Source organism: Actinomadura sp. ATCC 39365 (genome assembly GCF_054392275.1).
The window spans coordinates 2200569-2218529 of sequence record NZ_CP184335.1 but is presented as its reverse complement, the minus strand read 5'-3'; the positions used below and the strand labels follow the sequence as shown (position 1 = coordinate 2218529).

The window sequence follows — 17961 nt, the reverse complement described above, 5'->3', positions numbered from 1 at the left end:
CCTACGACTTCGGCGTGGCCGTGGGGGTCGGCGACGGCGTCGGCGTCGTGCAGATGCCGTCGATGACGTAGAGCGTGACCACCTTCGTCTCCGGGACCACCGTGCCGCCGGCCGGCACCGTCTTGGTGATCCTGCGGCAGGCGGGGTCGTCGGTGGTCACGGACGAGTCGCGGACGCGCACCAGCAGCCCCGCGGCCTCGACCATCTCCTGCCCCTTGAGGAAGGGCAGCCCGGCGACCTTGGGCACCGTGATGTTCTTGACCGTCGTCGTCGGCGTGCTCGACGGCGACTTGGTCGGTCCCTTCGTGGTGGTCGGGGTGGTGGTGGGCGTGGTCGTCGGTTCCGCCGTCTCCGTCGGCTCGTCGGTCTCGTCGCGCGTGGGCGGCCTGGTGGTGGGCGGCACGGCCGTCTTCGTCGGAGTCCTCGTCGGGGGCCTGGTCTTCGTGGGACCGTTCTTCGTCGGGCCGGGGATGTCGTCGCTGTTGCCATCGTTGGAGGCCGTGACGGTCGGCGTCGGCGCGCCGGGCACCATGCCCGTCAGCGCGACCGCACCCGCGCCCACGCCGAGCACCACCGCGACCGCGAGGCCGACGACCAGGCCGGTCCTGCGCGGCGCCTTGGCGGCGCGGCGGCCACCCGGGCGGCGCTCGCCGACGGCGGCGGTGGTCTCCTCCGACGAGGCCGGCAGGTGCGCCCCCGTCTGGAACGCGCCGGCCCCGGCCGGCGGCTGTCCTCCCGGGTAGGCGGGCGGCTGGCCCGGCTGGTGGGCGGCCGTCGGCTGGGAGTGGCCCGCCTGGTAGGCGCCGGTCTGGTACGACTCGGGCGGCGCGGCCATCGTGGCGCCCGTGGCCGGCGGCGCGATCTCGGCCACCGGCGTGATCGCCTGGCCCTGCCCGGCCGCGCGGGCCGCCTCACTCATGGCCTTCGCCGTCGGGAACCGCCGGGCGGGGTCCTTCGACAGGGCCACCTCCACCAGCGTCCTGATCTGCGGCGGGATGTCGGCGGGCAGCGGCGGCGGGGCCTCGCGGATGTGCTTGAGCGCGATCGTGACCGCGCTGTCACCGTCGAACGGCCGCTGTCCCAGCAGGCATTCGTAGGCGACCACACCGAGCGCGTAGATGTCCACGGCCGGCGTGACGGGCGCGCCCTCGGCCTGCTCGGGCGCGCAGTAGGCGGCCGTGCCCAGCACCATGCCGGCGTCGGTCAGCCGGTTGGCCAGGTCGGAACGGGCGATCCCGAAGTCGGTGAGCACCAGCGTGCCGTCGCGCTGCACGAGCAGGTTGCCCGGTTTCACGTCGCGGTGGACGATCCCCTGGTCGTGCACCGCCTGCAGGGCCGAGGCGGCCTGCGCGATGAGCTCCATGGCCGCCTGCGGCGGGATCCGGCCGAGCCGGGCCAGCAGCCGGTCGAGCGGCTCCCCGTCCACGAACTTCATCACGAGGTAGACGGTGTCGCCGCTCACCCCGTAGTCGTAGACGTCGACCACGCCGGAATGGTTGATCGTGGCCATCGCCCTGGCTTCCCCCTGGAACCTGGCGACGAACCCCCGATCATCCATGCGGCCTGGGAGCAGCACTTTGACGGCGACGGTGCGGGCGAGCACGATGTCCTCGCCTCGCCACACCTCGCCCATGCCGCCGGCGCCGATGCGGGTATCCAGTCGATACCGCCCCGCCAGCGTCGTGCCTTGGGCAACCATGACTCCCCCGCTACCCCCCTACATCGGTAACCTCGCCCACCCCGCGGTTCTCCAACAAAGCGAACTTTTGTCGCGGTGAGGTAACACAGTGGTCACGGAAACCCCGAGAGTGTACCTGTCCCAGGAGCCCCATATGCCACTCATATGCCGCAAGCCGTACAAACCCTATCCTGGAGCCTTATGGGCGGTGTTGTCCGCGTTTCCTGGAGATCAGAACAGCCCTCGGTAGGCTGACCTCCATGACGCTCTCACCTGGCCTCCGCTCGCAACTGCTCACCATGGTCGAGAGATCCGACACAGCCGAGCGGGCCGGCAGCGGCGACGTGCCCGTGCTGGCCACGCCCAGGCTGCTCGCGCTGGCCGAACGGGCCACCGTCGAGGCCGTGCGCCCGCACCTGGCCGAGGGCGAGACGTCCGTCGGCACCCGGGTCGAGCTCGAACACCTGGCCGCCAGCGCCGTCGGCGACCACGTCGAGCTCACCGCCGAGCTCACCGACGTGGACGGCCGGCGCCTGGTCTTCGCCTTCGAGGCCCGCGACCGGCAGGGCACGCTCGTGGGCCGGGGCACGGTCGAGCGGGTGGTCGTCGACCGCGCCAGGTTCCTGGCCCGCCTCAGTCGATGACGGCGATCAGGTCGCCCTCCTGGATCACGTCGCCCTCGGCCACCTTGAGCTGCGACACCACGCCCTCGTCCTCGGCGAGCACGGGGATCTCCATCTTCATCGACTCGAGGATGACCAGCGTGTCCCCCTCGGAGACCGCCTCGCCCTCCCGGACGACCACTTTCCACACGTTCGCCACCATCTCGGCGCGTACCTCGGCCACCGGTGCTCTCCTCTTCCGACGCCACCAACAATGTCGACCGGGTCAGGCCCGCATTCGCCCGACCAGACCCGTGTCGTAGTCTCCCGCGACGAATGCCGGGTTCTCCAGCAGCTCGGCGCAGAAGGGCAGATTGCTCTTCGGCCCCTCGACGGTGAACTCCGCGACCGCCTTGCGTCCCAGCTCCAGCGCCTCGGTACGGTCGGCCCCGAGCACGCACAGCTTGGCCATCAGCGGGTCGTAGAACATGGTCACCGTGTTGCCCGCCTCGTAGCCGGAGTCGACGCGGATGCCGTCGCCGGCGGGCTCGTCCCAGGTCGTGATCCGGCCGGGCCCGGGCAGGAAGCGTTTGGGGTCCTCGGCGTAGACCCGGAACTCGATCGCGTGCCCCTCGGGCGCCACCGTGATCTCCGGGCTCTCCCCGGCGGCCACGCGGAGCTGCAGCTCCACCAGGTCGAGGCCGGTGACCAGCTCCGTGACGGGGTGCTCGACCTGCAGCCTGGTGTTCATCTCCAGGAACACGAAGTCCTGGGCGTCGGCGTCGACCAGGCACTCGACCGTGCCCGCGCCGAGATAGCCGACGGCCTCGCCGGCCCGCACGGCCGCGGCCAGCATGCGTTCGCGCAGCTCGGGGCCGATGCCGGGGGACGGCGACTCCTCGACGACCTTCTGGTGGCGGCGCTGCACCGAGCAGTCGCGCTCGCCCAGGGCCAGCACCCGGCCGTCGGGCAGGCCGAGGATCTGCACCTCGACGTGGCGGGCACGTTCGACGTAGCGCTCCAGCAGGACCGCGGGCCCGGCCAGCGCGTCGCCCGCGCCGCCCGCCGCGGCCGCCGCGGCGAACCTGGCCGCCGCCCTGGCCGCCTGCTCGAACGCCTTGGCCAGCCCGGCGTCGTCACGGGCCACGCTCATGCCGATCCCGCCACCGCCGCCGGCGGTCTTGACCATGACCGGGTAGCCGATCAGCTCGGCCGCGTCGAGCGCCGCGACCAGGTCGGTGACCGGCTCCCTGGTGCCCGCGGCGACGGGCACGCCCGCCTGCTCCATGAGGTTCCTGGCGTTGATCTTGTCGCCCATGCGGTCGATGGACTCCGGCGTCGGCCCGATCCACACGAGCCCGGCCTCGATCACCGCCCGCGCGAACGCGGCGTTCTCCGACAGGAAGCCGTAACCGGGGTGCACCGCGCCCGCTCCCGTGGCGCGGGCCGCGTCCAGCACCCTGGCAGGGTCGAGATAGCTCTGCGCGGGGGCGGCCGGGCCGATCAGCACCGCCTCGTCGGCCTCGCGCACGAACGGCAGCCCGGCGTCGGCCTCGGAATGGACGGCGACGGCACGCAGGCCCATCCGCCTGACCGTACGGATGATCCGCCGGGCGACCTCCCCCCGGTTGGCGATCAGAACGGGTCCGAGCGTCTCAGCAATCACGCGGACAACCCTATGACCGCCGTCGGCCCGTCCCCTTTCCCGTGAAGTACCGATCAACGGAGAATGATCTGTAGGAACCCCACAAAGGCGGGCAATCAGCTAGACACGGCCTCTGCCGACCACCCGGGTCAGGGCGTCGAGCGCGGCGGCGTCGTACGCACTGCCCGCCGTGAGCCCGATGCGCTCCAGCGCCGCCCCCGACCGGTCGCGGTCGGTGGACGGGCCCACCAGGTCGTCGTAGGCGTTGGCGACCCTGATGATGCGGCTGGACAGCGGCGGGTCGTCGGCGATCTCGTCGCACTGCCTCCGGACCACCTCGGCCACCCGGTCGAGCACGCCCGTCTGCCTGATCACCTCGGCCCCCAGCTCGGCGATGCGCCGCGCCTGCTCCGGATCGGCCAGCACGGTGGCGCCGCCCGGGATGGGGTCGCGCAGCGAGAGCTGGCCGATGTCGTGCATGAGGGCCGCGTACTCCAGCTCCAGCAGCTCAGGCTCGGCCATGCCCAGCTCCCGGCCGACGGCCACGGCCAGCCGGGACACCCGGCGCGAGTGGCCCGGCTCGACGTAGCCGCCGACCTCGGTGACCCGCGACAGGGCGCGGACGGTCTGCAGGTAGGTGGCGCGGATGCCGGCGTACTTGCGGAAGGCCACCTGCGTGACCAGCAGCGGCGCGGCGAACACCAGCAGCGCCACCAGGTCCATGCTGTGCGTGGCGAGCGCGAGCAGCACGCCGGAGGCGGCCACCGCGGCCCCCAGCGGGAACGCCATGTTGATCTCGTCGCGCACCGCCACCCGGAACGCGGTGCGCAGCCGCTCGGCCCGCAGCAGCGCCGCGATCAGCACGTCGACCAGCAGCGTCACCGTGATCAGCGAGACCATCACCACGAGCGCCGGCCACCAGGTGTGAGCGCCCGGCGGCGGCTTGGTGAGCTGGTAGAGCGGGTCGGCCAGCGGGCGGAAGGCGAAGGCCAGCAGCGCGCCGGTGAGCAGGCGGCGGGCCATCGCGTCGAGCCGCGGCGGCCGGCCGACGGCCAGGTGGGGCAGCGCGCCCGCGACCATCCCGGCCGCGATCACGGCCACGACCTGCAGCGCGGAGTGGCGCAACTGGTTCTGGCTGAGGTCGAGCAGCAGGGTGTAGCCGAGCGCCGCGGCGGCGCCGATGGGCGCGACCTCCCTGTTGCCCGGCATGGTCAGCCGGGCCAGCTCGCCGACCGCGATCAACGCGCCGAACCCGATGGCGATCTCGGGACGGTCGAGCCCCACGGCCGCCGTGTGCGCCACCCCCGCGACGGCGACCAGACCGGCCGCACAGATCAGCAGCAACTGGCCGGAGTCGAGCCGGCGCAGGACCGTGGTCGGCGTCCTGTCGGCGCGCCGGGCGCGCTCTGTGGTGGTCATGGCCCGCTCACGACCTGGATCGGCATCGTCGGGTCGTCGTGGTCCTTGATCGTCGCCTCGGCGGCGTCGGGCGGCGGCGCCTCGACCCGGCGCGGCGGCTGCCAGGGATTACGGTCCAGCGCCCGGATGAACGCGGCCACCATGACCGGGTCGAAGTGCGTGCCGGCGCACTTGCGCAGCTCCTCCACCGCCACCTCGACCGGGCGCGCCCCCCGGTAGGAACGGTCGGAGGTCATCGAGTCGAACGCGTCGGCCACCGCGATCACCTTGGCGAACTCGGGGATCTCGTCGCCGGCCAGGCCCATCGGGTAGCCGGTGCCGTCGTGGCGCTCGTGGTGGTGCATGATCCCGGCGTAGGCCTCGTCGAGGAAGCCGATGCCGCGGACGATCTCCAGCCCGCGCATCGGATGGAGCTGGATCGCGGCGAGCTCTCCCTCGGTGAGCGGGCCGTCCTTCTGCAGCACCTTCGTGGGCACGCCCAGCTTGCCGACGTCGTGGAGCATGCCGGCGTAGCGGATGGCGCGCAGGCGTTCGAGCCTCATGCCGATCTCCTCGGCGATCATGCTGGAGGCGAGCGAGACGCGCGTGCAGTGGCCCCGGGTGTAGTAGTCCTTGGTCTCGACGGCCTGGCAGAGCGCGGCGATGGTGGCGTCGTACGAGCGCTGCTGGGCGTGGTACTGGCCGAACGCCCACCGGGCCACGAACAGCGGCATCAGCACCAGCACCGCCGAGATCGACTGCACGGTCGCCCACAACCCGGCCACCAGCAGCCCGAACGTGCCGTAACCGAGGTAGGACAGCAGGAACTGGACCATGCCCCGCAGCGGCACCTCCGTGGCCCGCACACTGGTCGCCAGGCTGATCATGGTCAGCGTGAGCACGATGTTGAGCGGCACGAACACGGCGGTCGCGGCGGCGTAGGGGCCGATGAGGCTGTCGAACTCGTTGACCCGCGGCACCCCGACCGTGCCATGGAGCCACTCGTAGACCCAGCCGGAGGCGTAGCCGCAGATGGCGAACTGGGCGCCGTTGAACAGCCGCTTGATCAGCGGCAGCCCCGGCCGCACACTGACCGCGGCGGTGAGCCCCACCAGCGCCGCGCCCTCCGGCCCGATCAGCACGACCGCGGCCAGCGACGCCGAGAAGCTCACCGACACCGCGAACTGCTCCACGTTGAGCAGCGTCGGCATCGACTCGCACACCAGGAAGAGCAGCGCGAGCACCAGCAGGATGTCCAGATTCTCCGGCGCCACGAGCGGGCCGGAGACGATCGCGCTGTGCCCGATGAGAGCGGCCGCCGCCGCGATCACGGCGACCAGGTAGACCCTCGCGGGCCAGGGCAGGTCACGCATTGCGGCCCCCTACGGCGGTCAGGTCCAGGAAACCCCTGGCGGAAGCGCGCCGATGCCGGCCAGGACCACCATCGAGGTGACCACGATGACGGCGGCGAGCGACCGGGTGAACCTGTCCTTCAACATCCCACATGCCTCCACGTCGACTTCTGGAGCTCACGCTACAGAAGACGACGTCACCGTACGGGCCGAGCGGGAAATCGCAAGCAAAGTGTAATCAAGCAACTACCTGGCGCGACTCCGCGCCCAGGCCACGGTGCTCTTCACGCCGGTCGGCAGGTCGGTGCGCGGCTCCCAGCGAAGCCCCTCGTGGGCGGGCACCGGATCGACGGCCATCGCCGGCAGGTCGCCGACGCGCGGGGGCGCGAAGCCCGGCTTGTCGTGGGCCCCGGCCGCGTCGGCGATCAGCGAGTGCAGGCGCCTGTCGGTGGTCTGGATGCCGGTGCCGAGGTTGAAGCGGCGGCCGTTGCCCTCGCTGCCGCAGGCCCGGACGAAGCCGTCGACCACGTCGTCGACGTAGACGTAGTCGCGGGTCTGGGTGCCGTCGCCGTAGAGGACGGTGGGGGTGCCGTTGAGCAGGGCGTCGGTGAAGATCGACACGACGCCGGCCTCACCGTCGGGCGACTGGCGCGGGCCGTAGACGTTGGAGAGCACCAGCGTGGTGTACTCCAGGCCGTAGAGGGCGCGGAAGGTCGCCAGGTAGGTCTCGGCGCTCAGCTTGGAGGCCGCGTACGGCGAGCGCGGGTCGGTGGGCGCGTCGCCGGGCACGGGGATCGTGGCGGGCCGGCCGTAGACCGCCACGGACGAGGCGAACACCACCTTGCGCGTGGTGCCCTCCTTGGCCGCCGTCAGCACCGACGCGGTGCCCTCGACGTTGAGCCGGGCGTCGTGGACGGGGTCGGCGACGCTCTTGCGTACGCTGATCTGGGCGGCCAGGTGGCAGATGACCTCGGGCCGCAGCTCGGCCGCCAGCCCGATGATCGCCGGGTCGCGCACGTCGAGGACGTGCAGGCTGAAACGGTCGCTCTCGGCGGCGTTGACCAGGTTGTCCCTGCTGCCGGAGGACAGGTCGTCTACGGCGACGACCTCGTGTCCGTCCGCGAGCAGGCGGTCGACGAGATTCGACCCGATGAAACCGGCACCACCGGTGACTAGGACGCGCATGGCGTGAATCCTAGTCGGCCAGCTCCGACCTCACCTGCTCGATCCGCGCCAGCACCTTGGAACGCAGATCGGCGGGGACGGGATCGCAGCCGCAGTGCTTGGCCACGAGCGCCTTGACCGCCTTGTCGAGGTCGTACTCCTTCAGGCACGGGCTGCACTCGTCGAGATGCACGCGGATGTCGGAGACGTCACCCTCGGTCAGCTCGCCGTCGAGATAGGCGTAGACCTTGTCCAGCACCTCGCGACAGTCGGTGTCGTGCGGGTTACCACAGCTCATTTCGATCCCTCCGAGGGGACCAGGCCGCGCTCGCGGGCGTAGTCCTCAAGGAGGCCCCGGAGCTGCCTGCGTCCCCGATGCAGCCTGGACATCACGGTGCCGATGGGAGTGCCCATGATGTCGGCGATCTCCTTGTAGGGGAAGCCTTCGACGTCGGCGAGGTAGACGGCGATCCTGAACTCTTCCGGCAGCGCCGCGAGCGCCTGCTTGATGTCGCCGTCGGGGAGGTGCTCCAGCGCCTCGACCTCGGCCGACTTCAGCCCGCTCGAGGTGTGGGACTCGGCGCGCGCGAGCTGCCAGTCCTCGATCTCCTCGGTGCCGGACTGCTTGGGCTCACGCTGCTTCTTGCGGTAGCTGTTGATGAACGTGTTCGTCAGGATCCGGTAGAGCCACGCCTTGAGGTTCGTGCCCTCCTGGAACTGGTGGAACGACGCGAATGCCTTGGCGAAGGTCTCCTGAAGCAGGTCCTCCGCGTCCGCTGGATTCCGGGTCATCCGGAGCGCGGCGGAGTAGAGCTGTTCGAGATACGGCATGACGTCGCGCTCGAACCGCTCGCTGCGCTGCTCCAGAGTCTCCGCGCCTGTCGCGGGCACCGGACCCACCCCCTAAGATCACCGGTGGCCGGCTGTGGCGGTACACCGTACTCAGGGGAGAATACCCGCTGGCCGATGACCTCCTGGTCATCGGGGCGCGGTCTTTCCAATGTGAGCATGCTCGTCGCAACACGCCCGCGCCCTTGTCTGTTCCCGCAAGATAGAAGGTACAGAGGACCCGGTGCGGGGAACGTCCATACGTACCGGCTGGTAGCCCTTTTTCCGGAACTCAGGAGTCGCGTGTGCTGCCCATTCCGGCCGAGGAACTGAACGGCTCTGGGACGCTCGGGCCGTACTGGACCTTCTACCGCGCCGTCGCCGCCGAGCAACTGAACCGCTGGCTCCCCGGCGAACCGTCGGTGATCCTCGATCTGTCCGGCGGCCGCGGACGCTGGTCCGGCCAGGCCGCGAGGGCGGGACACCGGGTGATCGAGGTGCTCGACTTCCGCCGGACCGTGGACGCGCAGTCCCGTTTGCGGGACGCCGACCGGGTTCGGCACGTACGCGCCGATGATCTGGCTTTTCTTCCCGATGAGAGCGTCGACGCGGTGGTCGCCGAGGAACGCGCGATGTCGATCGAGCTCATGGCCGAGTCGGCGATGAGCGACGTGGCCAGGGTGCTGCGTCCGGGCGGGCGGGCGCTGGTGTGCGTCGACTCGCTGGTGCTCGGCATGGCGATCCTGGCCGAGCAGGAGCAGTGGCAGCACCTGCGGCAGACCGGCGAGGTCATGCTGGTGCCCTGGCCCGACGGCAGCATCACGCGCTGCTTCAGCAGCGGCCAGCTCCGCGAGCTGCTGATGGGGGCCGGGCTGGAGGTGGAGTGGATGCGGCCGCGCACGGTGTTGTCGCCGTCCACGGTTGACCACGTGCTCGGGTCCGACGGGCGGGCCCTGACCTGGCTCGTGCGCACCGAGCTCGACGCCCATCCCGACGACGACGACACGGTGGGCATCCACCTGGTGGCCAGCGCGCGCAAGAGCTGACCCGCCGCCCGGCTTTCCGAGGGCCGCCGTTCTCCGTGACCGGCGGCCTTCGGCTGCGGCGGCCGGTCAGCTGTGCGGCCGGTCAGCGGCGGCGTTCGCGTTTCCCCTGGCACTGCACGCAGCGGGCGGCCTCCGGGCGGGCCTCCAGCCTGCCCTCGGGCACCGGCTTGTCGCAGTCGACGCACCTGCCGTACGCGCCTTCGTCCAGGCGCCTGATCGCCTCGGTCACCGCGCGGCGTTGCGCGGTCGCCACGGTGAGCATGGCCTGCGCGCGGTCGGCGTCGGTGAGGTCGGAGCCCGCGTCGGCCGCCGAGTGCTCGCGGATCGCGACGGGGTCGCCCTGAAGGACCCCGATCGAGCGGTCCAGCTCCGCGAGCATGTCTTCGAGCCGCTTACGAGCGGTCGTGACGTCCACGAATCCGCACCTCCGGGTGAAAAGGGGGAAGCCCGCGGCTAGGACTCCCCGGTTGTCCCGCCCGGCGCAATTAGGGGCATGTTGTGGCGGTGACACCGAGTGAACGGTCGCATCGCTTTCCTCACCGAATGCCCACTTACCATGCTTCTTACACCTTTAGAAAAGGCTGGCTTCCTCCTCGTCGGGAAGCGGTTTGATGAGATCCGGCCCATTGTTCCGGACATTATTGACATCAGTAGAAACGGGATATGCCGCCAGCCTCCCGGCCTCCGCGGGCACCAGGAGTCGTGAGGCGCGCTCGGTGTCGGTGAGGCCCGGGTCGAGCCAGTCGGCCCAGCGGTCGCGCTCGATCATCATGGGCATCCTGTCGTGGATGCGGCCGAGCTGGTCCTCCGCGTCCGTGGTGATGACCGTGCAGGTCACCAGCCACTTGAGCGGGTCGTCGTCGTCGCGGGTGCGGTCCTTCCAGAACTCGTACAGGCCGGCCATGGCCAGCACGCCACCGTCGGCCGGGTGGATGAAGTACGGCTGCTTCTTCTTCTCGCCCTCGACGGCCATCCATTCGAAGTAGCCGTCGGCCGGGATCAGGCACCTGCGCTTGGCGAACGCCTGCCGGAACGACGGCTTCTCGGCCAGCGTCTCGGCCCTGGCGTTGATCAGCCGGGAGCCGATCGACGGGTCCTTGGCCCAGACCGGCACGAGGCCCCACCTGACGATCCTGAGCTGCCGGACCGCGTGCTCGTCCTCCTTGGAGGTCCGGCTCATGACCGCGTAGACGTTCTTGGTGGGGGCGACGTTGAAGTCGGCGCCCAGCTCCTTGTCGGGCTCGCCGTCGAGCTCGACCTGGAACTCCTCCAGCAGTTCGTGCTTCTTGCGCGCCGAGGCGTATCTACCGCACATGTCCCCACATTGCCATACGTCCGGGTCTCGCTTCGCGGCTTCGCCTCCGGCCGGGGCGGCTCGGCTTCACGGAAGGGCGACGCGTCGTCCACAGGCTGTGAACGCGCCGTACCAGGCCCAGTAGGCTTTGGACATGCCCGCTCAGCACTGGCCCGCGCCGACGGCCGACACGCCCGTCAACGCCTCCGTCCGCCTGCCCGGCTCCAAGTCCGTCACCAACCGGGCGCTGCTGCTCGCCGCGCTGGCCGACGGTCCGGGCGTCGTGCGCCAGGCGCTGCGCAGCCGCGACGCCGACCTCATGGTGTCGGCCCTGCGCGCGCTCGGCGCCACGCTGACGGCCGTGCGCGAGACCACCGACGCGGTCGACTGGGAGGTGACGCCGGGCCCGGTCCGCGGCGGCGCGCGCATCGACGCCGGGCTGGCGGGCACGGTCATGCGGTTCGTCCCGCCGATGGCGGCGCTGGCCGACGGCTCGGTCTTCTTCGACGGCGACCCCTACGCCCGCAGGCGTCCGATGGGCCCGATCCTCGACGCCCTGCGCGCGCTCGGGGCGCGCATCGACAACGACGCGCTCCCGTTCACCATCACCGGGCCGCTGACCGGCGGCGAGGTCACCATCGACGCCTCCGGCTCCTCGCAGTTCGTCTCGGGGCTGATGCTGACGGCCGCGCGGTTCGCGAAGGGCGTGACGATCCGGCACGTCGGCCCGCCGGTGCCCTCCCAGCCGCACATCGAGATGACCGTCCACATGCTGCGCGAGGCCGGGGTCAGGGTCGACGACACCGAGCGCGACGTGTGGCGGGTCGAGCCGGGCCCGATCGCGGCCAGGGACATGACGGTCGAGCCCGACCTGTCCAACGCGGCGCCGTTCCTGGCCGCCGCGCTGGTCACGGGCGGCACGGTCACGGTCCCCTGCTGGCCGGCGGAGACCACCCAGCCGGGCGACGCGCTGCGCGGCCTGCTCACCACCATGGGCGCCACGGTGACCCGCGACGGCGACGACCTGGTCGTCACCGGCACGGGCGAGGTCAAGGGCCTCGACGCCGACCTGCACGAGGTGGGCGAGCTGACCCCCACGATCGCCGCGCTGGCCGCCCTGGCCACCACGCCGAGCCGCATCCGCGGGGTCGGCCACCTGCGCGGCCACGAGACCGACCGGCTGGCCGCGCTGGCCACCGAGATCAACGCCCTCGGCGGCGACGCGGAGGAGACGGCCGACGGCCTGCTCATCCGTCCCCGCCCGCTGCACGGCGGCGTGTTCCACAGCTACGACGACCACCGCATGGCCACGGCCGGGGCCGTGATCGGCCTCGCGGTGCCGGGCGTGGAGGTGGAGAACATCGCGACGACCGCCAAGACGTTGCCGGAGTTCGTCCAGATGTGGGCGGCGATGCTGGAGGCCCGATGAGCGGCGATGATCGCGCGTTTCGCGGCAGGCGGCGGGGGCACTTCGCAGGAGGGTCAGGCGTGAGAGGAAGCGAGCGCATGGGAGCGGACCGCTGAGAAAGCGGGAGTACGACGAGGACGACGTACGGGTCAGGCCGGGCAAGGGCTCGCGCCCGCGCACCCGCATCCGTCCCGCGCACGAGGACGCCGTGGAGGGCTTCGTGGTCGCCGTCGACCGGGGCCGCTACACCACCCTGGTCGAGCCCGAGCGCGGCCACAAGCGCAAGCAGCAGCAGCGCCGGCTCGTGGTCGCCATGAAGGCCCGCGAGCTGGGCCGCAAGGGCATCGTGGTCGGCGACCGGGTGGCCCTGGTCGGCGACGTGTCGGGCCGCCCCGACACGCTGGCCAGGGTGGTCCGTGTGGAGCCGCGCACCTCGATGTTGCGCCGCTCGGCCGACGACACCGACGACACCGACGGCATCGAGCGCCCGGTCGTGGCCAACGCCGACCAGCTCGTGATCGTCACGGCGCTGGCCGACCCGCCGCCCAGGCCCCGGATGATCGACCGGATCCTGGTGGCGGCGTTCGACGCCGGGATCGACGCCCTGCTCTGCCTGACCAAGTCCGACCTCGCCTCGCCGGACGAGCTGGTCGCCCTGTACGAGCCGCTGGGCGTGCCGCACATCGTGGTCCACAAGGGCGGCTCCCTCGACGAGCTGCGCGACCACCTGGCCGGCCGCATCAGCGTGCTGGTGGGCCATTCGGGCGTGGGCAAGTCCACCCTGGTCAACGCCCTGGTGCCCGATGCCAACCGCGCGGTCTCGCACGTCAACGCGGTCACCGGCCGCGGCCGCCACACCTCCACCTCGGCCGTCGCGCTGGAGCTGCCCGAGGGCGGCTGGATCATCGACACGCCGGGGGTGCGCAGCTTCGGCCTGGCCCACGTGTCGGTCGAGACCGTGCTGGCCGCCTTCCCCGACCTGGTGGAGGGCACGGTCACCTGCCCGAAGGGCTGCACCCATCTCGGCGACGGCTGCGCGCTCGACGCCTGGGCGGCCGCGGGCAACGCCGACCCGACCCGCCTGGAGTCGCTGCGCCGCCTGCTGTCCAGCCGCGAGGGTGCCCCCGACGAGCCCGCCGCCTGATCACCGGCCGTTCAGGGGCGGTTGGGGCGCAGCGTCCAGGTGACGGTGAGGCTGGAGACCAGGGTGCCGGCCGCGTCGCGCACGTCGACCAGCACGTCGAAGACCGGCCGCTCGCCGGCGTCCAGCTTGCCGACGACCTCCTCCCTCGAGGCGGCCACCCGCGCCTCGGCCCGCACCTCCCCCAGGGCCACCTTCCGGAACTCGATGGTCGCCGTCGTGGGCAGCGGCACGCTGCGGCTGAGCTGGTCGCCGAACCTGGACAGCACCGCCGCGCCCGACGCCGACTCGGCCAGGGTGAACAGCGTGCCCGCGTGCGGCCCGGCCACGTGGTTGTGCAGCTCGGGCCGGTCGGGCAGCCGGCATTCCGCCCGGCCGTCCTCGACCGAGTCGAACACGATCCCCAACGTACGGGCGAATGGAACGGTTTCGAGAAGGAAGGCACCTACATCAGTGGACATAGGAGACATGTTACTGGTCAGTAGGTGAAAAGGGAGTTACCAGAAAAGGGGCGCCGGTGACTGATGTCCGGCACGACCGACGCGATAGCGTGGCTGACCGTGCAGGGTTACAACGACGATCTACGCCTCGCTCACGTCATGGCGGACGCCGCCGACGACCTGACCATGCGGCGCTTCAAGGCGGTCGACCTCAAGGTCGAGACCAAGCCCGACCTGACGCCGGTCAGCGACGCCGACCGCGCCGTCGAGGAGGCCATCCGCGGCACGCTGCGCCGGGCCCGGCCGCGTGACGCGGTGGTGGGCGAGGAGTTCGGCAAGACCGGGTGGGGAGCCCGGTCGTGGATCATCGACCCCATCGACGGCACCAAGAACTACGTGCGCGGCGTGCCCGTGTGGGCCACGCTGATCGCCCTCATGGAGTACGGCAAGGTCGTCGTCGGCCTGGTGTCGGCCCCCGCGCTCGGCCGTCGCTGGTGGGCGGCGACCGGCGGCGGCGCCTGGACCGGCAGGAGCCTGGCCAAGGCCTCCAGGATGAGCGTCTCCTCGGTCACCAGGCTGGAGGACGCCTCCTTCTCCTACTCCAGCTTCGGCGGCTGGGAGAAGCTCGGCAAGCTGGACAACTTCCTCGACCTCGGCCGCGCCTGCTGGCGCACCCGCGCGTACGGCGACTTCTGGTCGCACATGATGGTCGCCGAGGGCTCGGCCGACGTGTCCGCCGAGCCGGAGCTGTCGCCCTGGGACATGGCGGCCCTCACCGTGATCGTCGAGGAGGCCGGCGGCGTCTGGACCGACCTCGCCGGCGTGCGCGGCCTGGAGGGCGGCAGCCTGGTCTGCACGAACGGCGCCCTCCACGACGAGGTGCTGAACCGGCTCAACGGCACCACGATCACCTCCTGAGAGCCCGCTTCAGGCCGTCTCGAAGTCGGTGCACAACCATCGGTGGCCGTGCCGCTCCAGCCGTACGGCCAGAACGTGACTGCGCTCGCCGCAGTGCACCAGCACGCACATCTCGACGGCCCCTTCCCGCGGCTCCTTGACGTGCGGGCTCCCGACGAACGGCGGCCGATCGGCGGAGATCATCTGCCCGGCCCTGACGAGGTCGCGGTAGGCCCGGCCGGTGAGCCGGTCGGCCACCGACTCCGGCGGGCGGCGACCCGTCAGCACCTCGGCCAGCGCCTGCCCGAGCTGGCGCAGCCTGCGTTCGTCGGGCCGGGCTCCGGGCGGCCCCCAGACCAGCGGGGTCAGGGCCAGTGCGCCGTGCGTGGGGTCGTCCGCCATGCGCCCTCCAATTGACTCAGGGGGAAGAAGGAAACGCCTTAATGAGTTTTCGGCCGGGGCCGCCGGATACGAAATCCGCCAACTTTACCCGGCCGTCGTCCTCTTTCCTCCCCTTGGGCGGAGAAATGCTTCGCGCGGCTGGATCCCCTATTTCTTTATCGGTTGTTCAGAGCGACAACACCCGGGCGACCGCATTCAGCAACGAGTCGCGGTAGGAGGCTCCGTACAGCACCACGTGCACCAGCAGCGGATGGAGCTGGTGCAGCGGCACCCGCTCCCGCCACCCCGGCGCGAGCGGGAACTCCTCCTGGTACGCCCCCATCACCCGATCCAGGTACGGCAGCCCGAACAGGGCGAGCATGGCCAGGTCCGTCTCCCGGTGCCCGCCGTGGGCCGCCGGATCGACGAGCACCCCGGTGCCGCCGGACCACAACACGTTCCCGCTCCACAGATCCCCATGGACGCGGGCGGGTGGCTCGGGCGGCCCGGCCACCTCGGCGAACCGCTCCACCGCCCGCTCGACCAGCCTCACGTCCGCGGCCGGCAGCCGCGCCCGGCGCAGGAACGGCATCACCCGCCGGGTCGCGTAGAAGGACGGCCAGTCGCCGTCGGGCGAGTTGTCCATGGGCAACTCGGCGATGAACCCCGGCCAGGGCGCGCCGAACCCGGCCGCCCCGGCGCGGTGCAGACGGGCCAGGTCACGGCCGAACCGCAGGGCCGCCTCGGCGGTGGGCGCCTCCTGCGGCACCCACGACAACACCAGCCGGTCGGGGCCGGCCTCCACGACCTCGGGCACGGTGATCGCCTCGCCCAGCCAGCGCAACCCGGCGGCCTCGGAGGCGAACACGTCGGAGGCAGGACCGATCTTGGCGAACACCTGCCGCCCGTCCTCCAGCACGCCGCGCTGCAGCCGGCGGCCGTGGGAGGAGCCGAGGTCCTCAGTCGATCTCATCGGCGATGTGCGCGGCCACGCCCTTCGAGGCCGTCTCCAGCATGGTCAGCACCTCCTCGAAACCCTCGCGGCCACCGTAATAGGGGTCGGGCACCTCGGCGCCGTCCGGCGCGCCGGGGTCGAACGAGCGGAACAGGCGCACCTCGACGTCGGCGGGCGCCAGGCGGCGCAGGTTGGCCGCGTTGTCCCGGTCCATCGCCAGCACCAGGTCGTAACGGTCGAACCAGTCATGCGTGAACTGCCTGGCACGGTGGGCGGCGCCGTCGTAGCCGTGCTCGGCCAGGATGCCCAGCGCCCGCTCGTCCATCGGATCGCCGGCGTGCCAGCCGCCGGTGCCCGCGCTCTCGACGACTACCCGGCCGCCGAGCCCGCGCTCCTCCAGGGTCCGGCGGAGCACCACCTCCGCCATCGGGGAACGGCAGATGTTGCCCATGCACACGAGACACACGCGATAGCTCATGCATCCCATCTTCGCTGGTCACATTGATGGAGACGACCAGGGGCGTTCACCGAACGTTCACCCTTGTTGGGGGGTCTGAGTCACTTTGCCTGCATAACTTCATGGACGACTAAGGACCAAGTGAGGGGAACCCAACCGTGAAGTATGCAGGCCGGCTCGCCGCCGTCGCCGTCGTCGGCGCGCTCTCGCTCGCTGCGTGCGGCACAGACAACAACAGCTCCGGGGGCACGAACGGCACCAGCTCCGCCAGCGCCCCCGCCGCGGGCAACGACAACGGCCTGAGCGGCACCATCAACGCCGCCGGCTCGTCGGCCCAGGCCAACGCGATCGACCAGTGGAAGAAGGACTTCCAGGCCAAGAACTCGGGCGTGAGCCTGAACTACCAGCCGAGCGGTTCGGGTGCCGGTGTGCAGTCGTTCATCGCGGGCACGGTCGACTTCGCGGGTTCGGACTCCGCTCTCAAGGACGACAAGGGCGAGCCCGCCCAGGCCGACGCCCGGTGCAAGACCGGCAAGGCCATCAACATCCCGATGGTGACCGGCCCGGTCGCGGTGGTCTACAACCTCCCCGGCGTGGACGGCCTGCAGCTGTCGCCCAAGACCATCGGCGGCATCTTCGACAGCAAGATCACCAAGTGGGACGACGCGGCCATCAAGGCCGACAACCCCGACGCCAAGCTCCCGTCCACGCCGATCTCGGCCTTCCACCGCTCGGACGAGTCGGGCACCAGCGACAACTTCACCAAGTTCCTCAAGGCGACCGCCGGCTGGCCGTACGAGCCCGCCAAGGCGTGGCCCGCCGAGGCCAAGGGCCAGGGCGCCAAGGGCTCGGACCAGGTCGCGGCCAGCGTCAAGAGCACCGAGGGTTCCATCGGCTACGTCGAGCTCTCCTTCGCCGAGAACTCCCAGCTCAGCAAGGCCAAGGTGGCCAACGGCTCCGGCGAGTTCGTCGAGCTGACCGCCGACAGCGCGGCCAAGACGGTCGAGACCGCCGAGATCACCGGCACCGGCAACGACCTGAAGCTGAGCATCGACTACGCCACCAAGACGGCGGGCGCGTACCCGATCGTGCTGGTGACGTACGAGATCACCTGCGAGAAGGGCCTCGCGCCCGAGCAGGCCAAGATTGTCAAGGAGTTCCTCACCTACACCTCCAGCGACGAGGGCCAGGCCGCGCTGAAGGAGCTCGGCTACGCCCCGCTCGCGGGCGAGCTGCTCACCAAGGTCCGCACCGCCGTCGGCGCGATCTCCTAGC

Annotated in this window: 20 protein-coding genes; 6 read left to right on the top strand and 14 right to left on the bottom strand. The window is 71.2% G+C overall.

The annotated features are described in order from the left end of the window. Window position 1 precedes the first annotated feature (1 nt). Window positions 2-1699 (bottom strand): serine/threonine-protein kinase, encoded by a 1698-nt coding sequence (locus ACNF49_RS11230; RefSeq protein ID WP_357985067.1) that lies wholly within the window; start codon window positions 1697-1699, stop codon window positions 2-4. Between the two features lie 239 nt (window positions 1700-1938). Here ACNF49_RS11230 and ACNF49_RS11225 point away from each other — a divergent pair, with 239 nt between their 5' ends. Further along, the gene (locus tag ACNF49_RS11225) at window positions 1939-2322 is read left to right on the top strand and encodes a thioesterase family protein (RefSeq protein ID WP_482943624.1); all 384 of its coding nucleotides are present in this window, start codon (window positions 1939-1941) and stop codon (window positions 2320-2322) included. On the opposite strand, the gene ACNF49_RS11220 is transcribed toward ACNF49_RS11225, so the two are convergent. The 7 genes from ACNF49_RS11220 to ACNF49_RS11190 form a co-directional block, all read right to left on the bottom strand. After that, window positions 2312-2524: a biotin/lipoyl-binding carrier protein gene (locus tag ACNF49_RS11220; RefSeq protein WP_357985073.1), complete on the bottom strand. Its 213-nt coding sequence runs from the start codon at window positions 2522-2524 to the stop codon at window positions 2312-2314. The genes ACNF49_RS11225 and ACNF49_RS11220 overlap by 11 nt on opposite strands. 42 nt (window positions 2525-2566) lie before the next feature. Further along, entirely contained in the window at window positions 2567-3946 is a 1380-nt protein-coding gene (locus ACNF49_RS11215; protein ID WP_482943623.1) for an acetyl-CoA carboxylase biotin carboxylase subunit, read from the bottom strand. A gap of 99 nt (window positions 3947-4045) precedes the next feature. Then, window positions 4046-5344, bottom strand: a complete 1299-nt coding sequence (locus tag ACNF49_RS11210) for an HD-GYP domain-containing protein (RefSeq protein WP_357985079.1) — start codon at window positions 5342-5344, stop codon at window positions 4046-4048. Then, complete coding sequence (locus ACNF49_RS11205; RefSeq protein WP_357985082.1) at window positions 5341-6696, bottom strand: HD-GYP domain-containing protein; 1356 nt, start codon at window positions 6694-6696, stop codon at window positions 5341-5343. Before ACNF49_RS11205 ends, ACNF49_RS11210 begins: the two co-directional genes overlap by 4 nt. Before the next feature lie 225 nt (window positions 6697-6921). Beyond that, on the bottom strand, window positions 6922-7860 hold the full coding sequence (locus tag ACNF49_RS11200) for an NAD-dependent epimerase/dehydratase family protein (RefSeq protein ID WP_482943622.1): 939 nt from the start codon (window positions 7858-7860) through the stop codon (window positions 6922-6924). 10 nt (window positions 7861-7870) lie between these two features. Further along, complete coding sequence (gene rsrA / locus ACNF49_RS11195; protein ID WP_358009517.1) at window positions 7871-8137, bottom strand: mycothiol system anti-sigma-R factor; 267 nt, start codon at window positions 8135-8137, stop codon at window positions 7871-7873. Beyond that, window positions 8134-8739 carry a sigma-70 family RNA polymerase sigma factor gene (locus ACNF49_RS11190; RefSeq protein WP_125648071.1) on the bottom strand — a complete coding sequence of 202 codons (606 nt, stop codon included), beginning with the start codon at window positions 8737-8739 and terminating at the stop codon, window positions 8134-8136. The genes rsrA and ACNF49_RS11190 overlap by 4 nt, the downstream gene beginning before the upstream one ends. Window positions 8740-8972: 233 nt before the next feature. Between ACNF49_RS11190 and ACNF49_RS11185 the strand changes: the two genes are divergently transcribed. Continuing rightward, on the top strand, window positions 8973-9713 hold the full coding sequence (locus tag ACNF49_RS11185) for a class I SAM-dependent methyltransferase (protein WP_352322877.1): 741 nt from the start codon (window positions 8973-8975) through the stop codon (window positions 9711-9713). An 82-nt stretch (window positions 9714-9795) separates the two neighbouring features. Here ACNF49_RS11185 and ACNF49_RS11180 read toward each other — a convergent pair whose 3' ends face one another. Beyond that, a complete protein-coding gene (locus ACNF49_RS11180; protein WP_358009513.1) occupies window positions 9796-10128 on the bottom strand; it encodes a TraR/DksA family transcriptional regulator in 333 nt (110 codons plus the stop codon). Between the two features lie 156 nt (window positions 10129-10284). Continuing rightward, window positions 10285-11028, bottom strand: a complete 744-nt coding sequence (locus ACNF49_RS11175) for an SOS response-associated peptidase (protein WP_482943621.1) — start codon at window positions 11026-11028, stop codon at window positions 10285-10287. Window positions 11029-11161: 133 nt separating this feature from the next. On the opposite strand from ACNF49_RS11175, the gene aroA reads away from it, so the two are divergent. Together aroA and rsgA are read left to right on the top strand one after the other, a co-directional pair. Next, window positions 11162-12436, top strand: coding sequence for a 3-phosphoshikimate 1-carboxyvinyltransferase (aroA, locus tag ACNF49_RS11170; protein WP_482943620.1), 1275 nt, complete (start codon window positions 11162-11164; stop codon window positions 12434-12436). 91 nt (window positions 12437-12527) lie between these two features. Continuing rightward, window positions 12528-13559: a ribosome small subunit-dependent GTPase A gene (gene rsgA, locus ACNF49_RS11165; protein ID WP_357985130.1), complete on the top strand. Its 1032-nt coding sequence runs from the start codon at window positions 12528-12530 to the stop codon at window positions 13557-13559. 11 nt (window positions 13560-13570) lie between these two features. Here the strand turns inward: rsgA and ACNF49_RS11160 are convergent, their stop codons facing one another. Beyond that, complete coding sequence (locus ACNF49_RS11160) at window positions 13571-14026, bottom strand: DUF4442 domain-containing protein (RefSeq protein ID WP_358009509.1); 456 nt, start codon at window positions 14024-14026, stop codon at window positions 13571-13573. A 54-nt stretch (window positions 14027-14080) separates the two neighbouring features. On the opposite strand from ACNF49_RS11160, the gene hisN reads away from it, so the two are divergent. Further along, window positions 14081-14914 carry a histidinol-phosphatase gene (gene hisN / locus ACNF49_RS11155; RefSeq protein ID WP_482943619.1) on the top strand — a complete coding sequence of 278 codons (834 nt, stop codon included), beginning with the start codon at window positions 14081-14083 and terminating at the stop codon, window positions 14912-14914. A gap of 9 nt (window positions 14915-14923) precedes the next feature. On the opposite strand, the gene ACNF49_RS11150 is transcribed toward hisN, so the two are convergent. The 3 genes from ACNF49_RS11150 to ACNF49_RS11140 form a co-directional block, all read right to left on the bottom strand. Beyond that, entirely contained in the window at window positions 14924-15295 is a 372-nt protein-coding gene (locus ACNF49_RS11150; protein WP_357985100.1) for an Rv3235 family protein, read from the bottom strand. A gap of 166 nt (window positions 15296-15461) precedes the next feature. Further along, the gene (locus tag ACNF49_RS11145) at window positions 15462-16247 is read right to left on the bottom strand and encodes a fructosamine kinase family protein (protein ID WP_357985103.1); all 786 of its coding nucleotides are present in this window, start codon (window positions 16245-16247) and stop codon (window positions 15462-15464) included. After that, entirely contained in the window at window positions 16234-16707 is a 474-nt protein-coding gene (locus tag ACNF49_RS11140; RefSeq protein WP_482943618.1) for a low molecular weight protein-tyrosine-phosphatase, read from the bottom strand. The genes ACNF49_RS11145 and ACNF49_RS11140 overlap by 14 nt, the downstream gene beginning before the upstream one ends. Window positions 16708-16844: 137 nt before the next feature. Between ACNF49_RS11140 and pstS the strand changes: the two genes are divergently transcribed. After that, window positions 16845-17960, top strand: coding sequence for a phosphate ABC transporter substrate-binding protein PstS (gene pstS, locus ACNF49_RS11135; protein WP_357985109.1), 1116 nt, complete (start codon window positions 16845-16847; stop codon window positions 17958-17960). The last annotated feature ends 1 nt before the right edge of the window (window position 17961 follow it).

What these genes read in the sequence shown, in the direction of transcription:
- ACNF49_RS11230 (WP_357985067.1), bottom strand. Translation starts at nt 1,699, where the DNA reads ATGGTTGCCCAAGGCACGACGCTGGCGGGGCGGTATCGACTGGATACC.
- ACNF49_RS11225 (WP_482943624.1), top strand. Translation starts at nt 1,939, where the DNA reads ATGACGCTCTCACCTGGCCTCCGCTCGCAACTGCTCACCATGGTCGAG.
- ACNF49_RS11210 (WP_357985079.1), bottom strand. Translation starts at nt 5,344, where the DNA reads ATGACCACCACAGAGCGCGCCCGGCGCGCCGACAGGACGCCGACCACG.
- ACNF49_RS11205 (WP_357985082.1), bottom strand. Translation starts at nt 6,696, where the DNA reads ATGCGTGACCTGCCCTGGCCCGCGAGGGTCTACCTGGTCGCCGTGATC.
- ACNF49_RS11200 (WP_482943622.1), bottom strand. Translation starts at nt 7,860, where the DNA reads ATGCGCGTCCTAGTCACCGGTGGTGCCGGTTTCATCGGGTCGAATCTC.
- rsrA (WP_358009517.1), bottom strand. Translation starts at nt 8,137, where the DNA reads ATGAGCTGTGGTAACCCGCACGACACCGACTGTCGCGAGGTGCTGGAC.
- ACNF49_RS11175 (WP_482943621.1), bottom strand. Translation starts at nt 11,028, where the DNA reads ATGTGCGGTAGATACGCCTCGGCGCGCAAGAAGCACGAACTGCTGGAG.
- aroA (WP_482943620.1), top strand. Translation starts at nt 11,162, where the DNA reads ATGCCCGCTCAGCACTGGCCCGCGCCGACGGCCGACACGCCCGTCAAC.
- ACNF49_RS11160 (WP_358009509.1), bottom strand. Translation starts at nt 14,026, where the DNA reads ATGTCTCCTATGTCCACTGATGTAGGTGCCTTCCTTCTCGAAACCGTT.
- hisN (WP_482943619.1), top strand. Translation starts at nt 14,081, where the DNA reads ATGTCCGGCACGACCGACGCGATAGCGTGGCTGACCGTGCAGGGTTAC.
- ACNF49_RS11150 (WP_357985100.1), bottom strand. Translation starts at nt 15,295, where the DNA reads ATGGCGGACGACCCCACGCACGGCGCACTGGCCCTGACCCCGCTGGTC.
- ACNF49_RS11145 (WP_357985103.1), bottom strand. Translation starts at nt 16,247, where the DNA reads ATGAGATCGACTGAGGACCTCGGCTCCTCCCACGGCCGCCGGCTGCAG.
- ACNF49_RS11140 (WP_482943618.1), bottom strand. Translation starts at nt 16,707, where the DNA reads ATGAGCTATCGCGTGTGTCTCGTGTGCATGGGCAACATCTGCCGTTCC.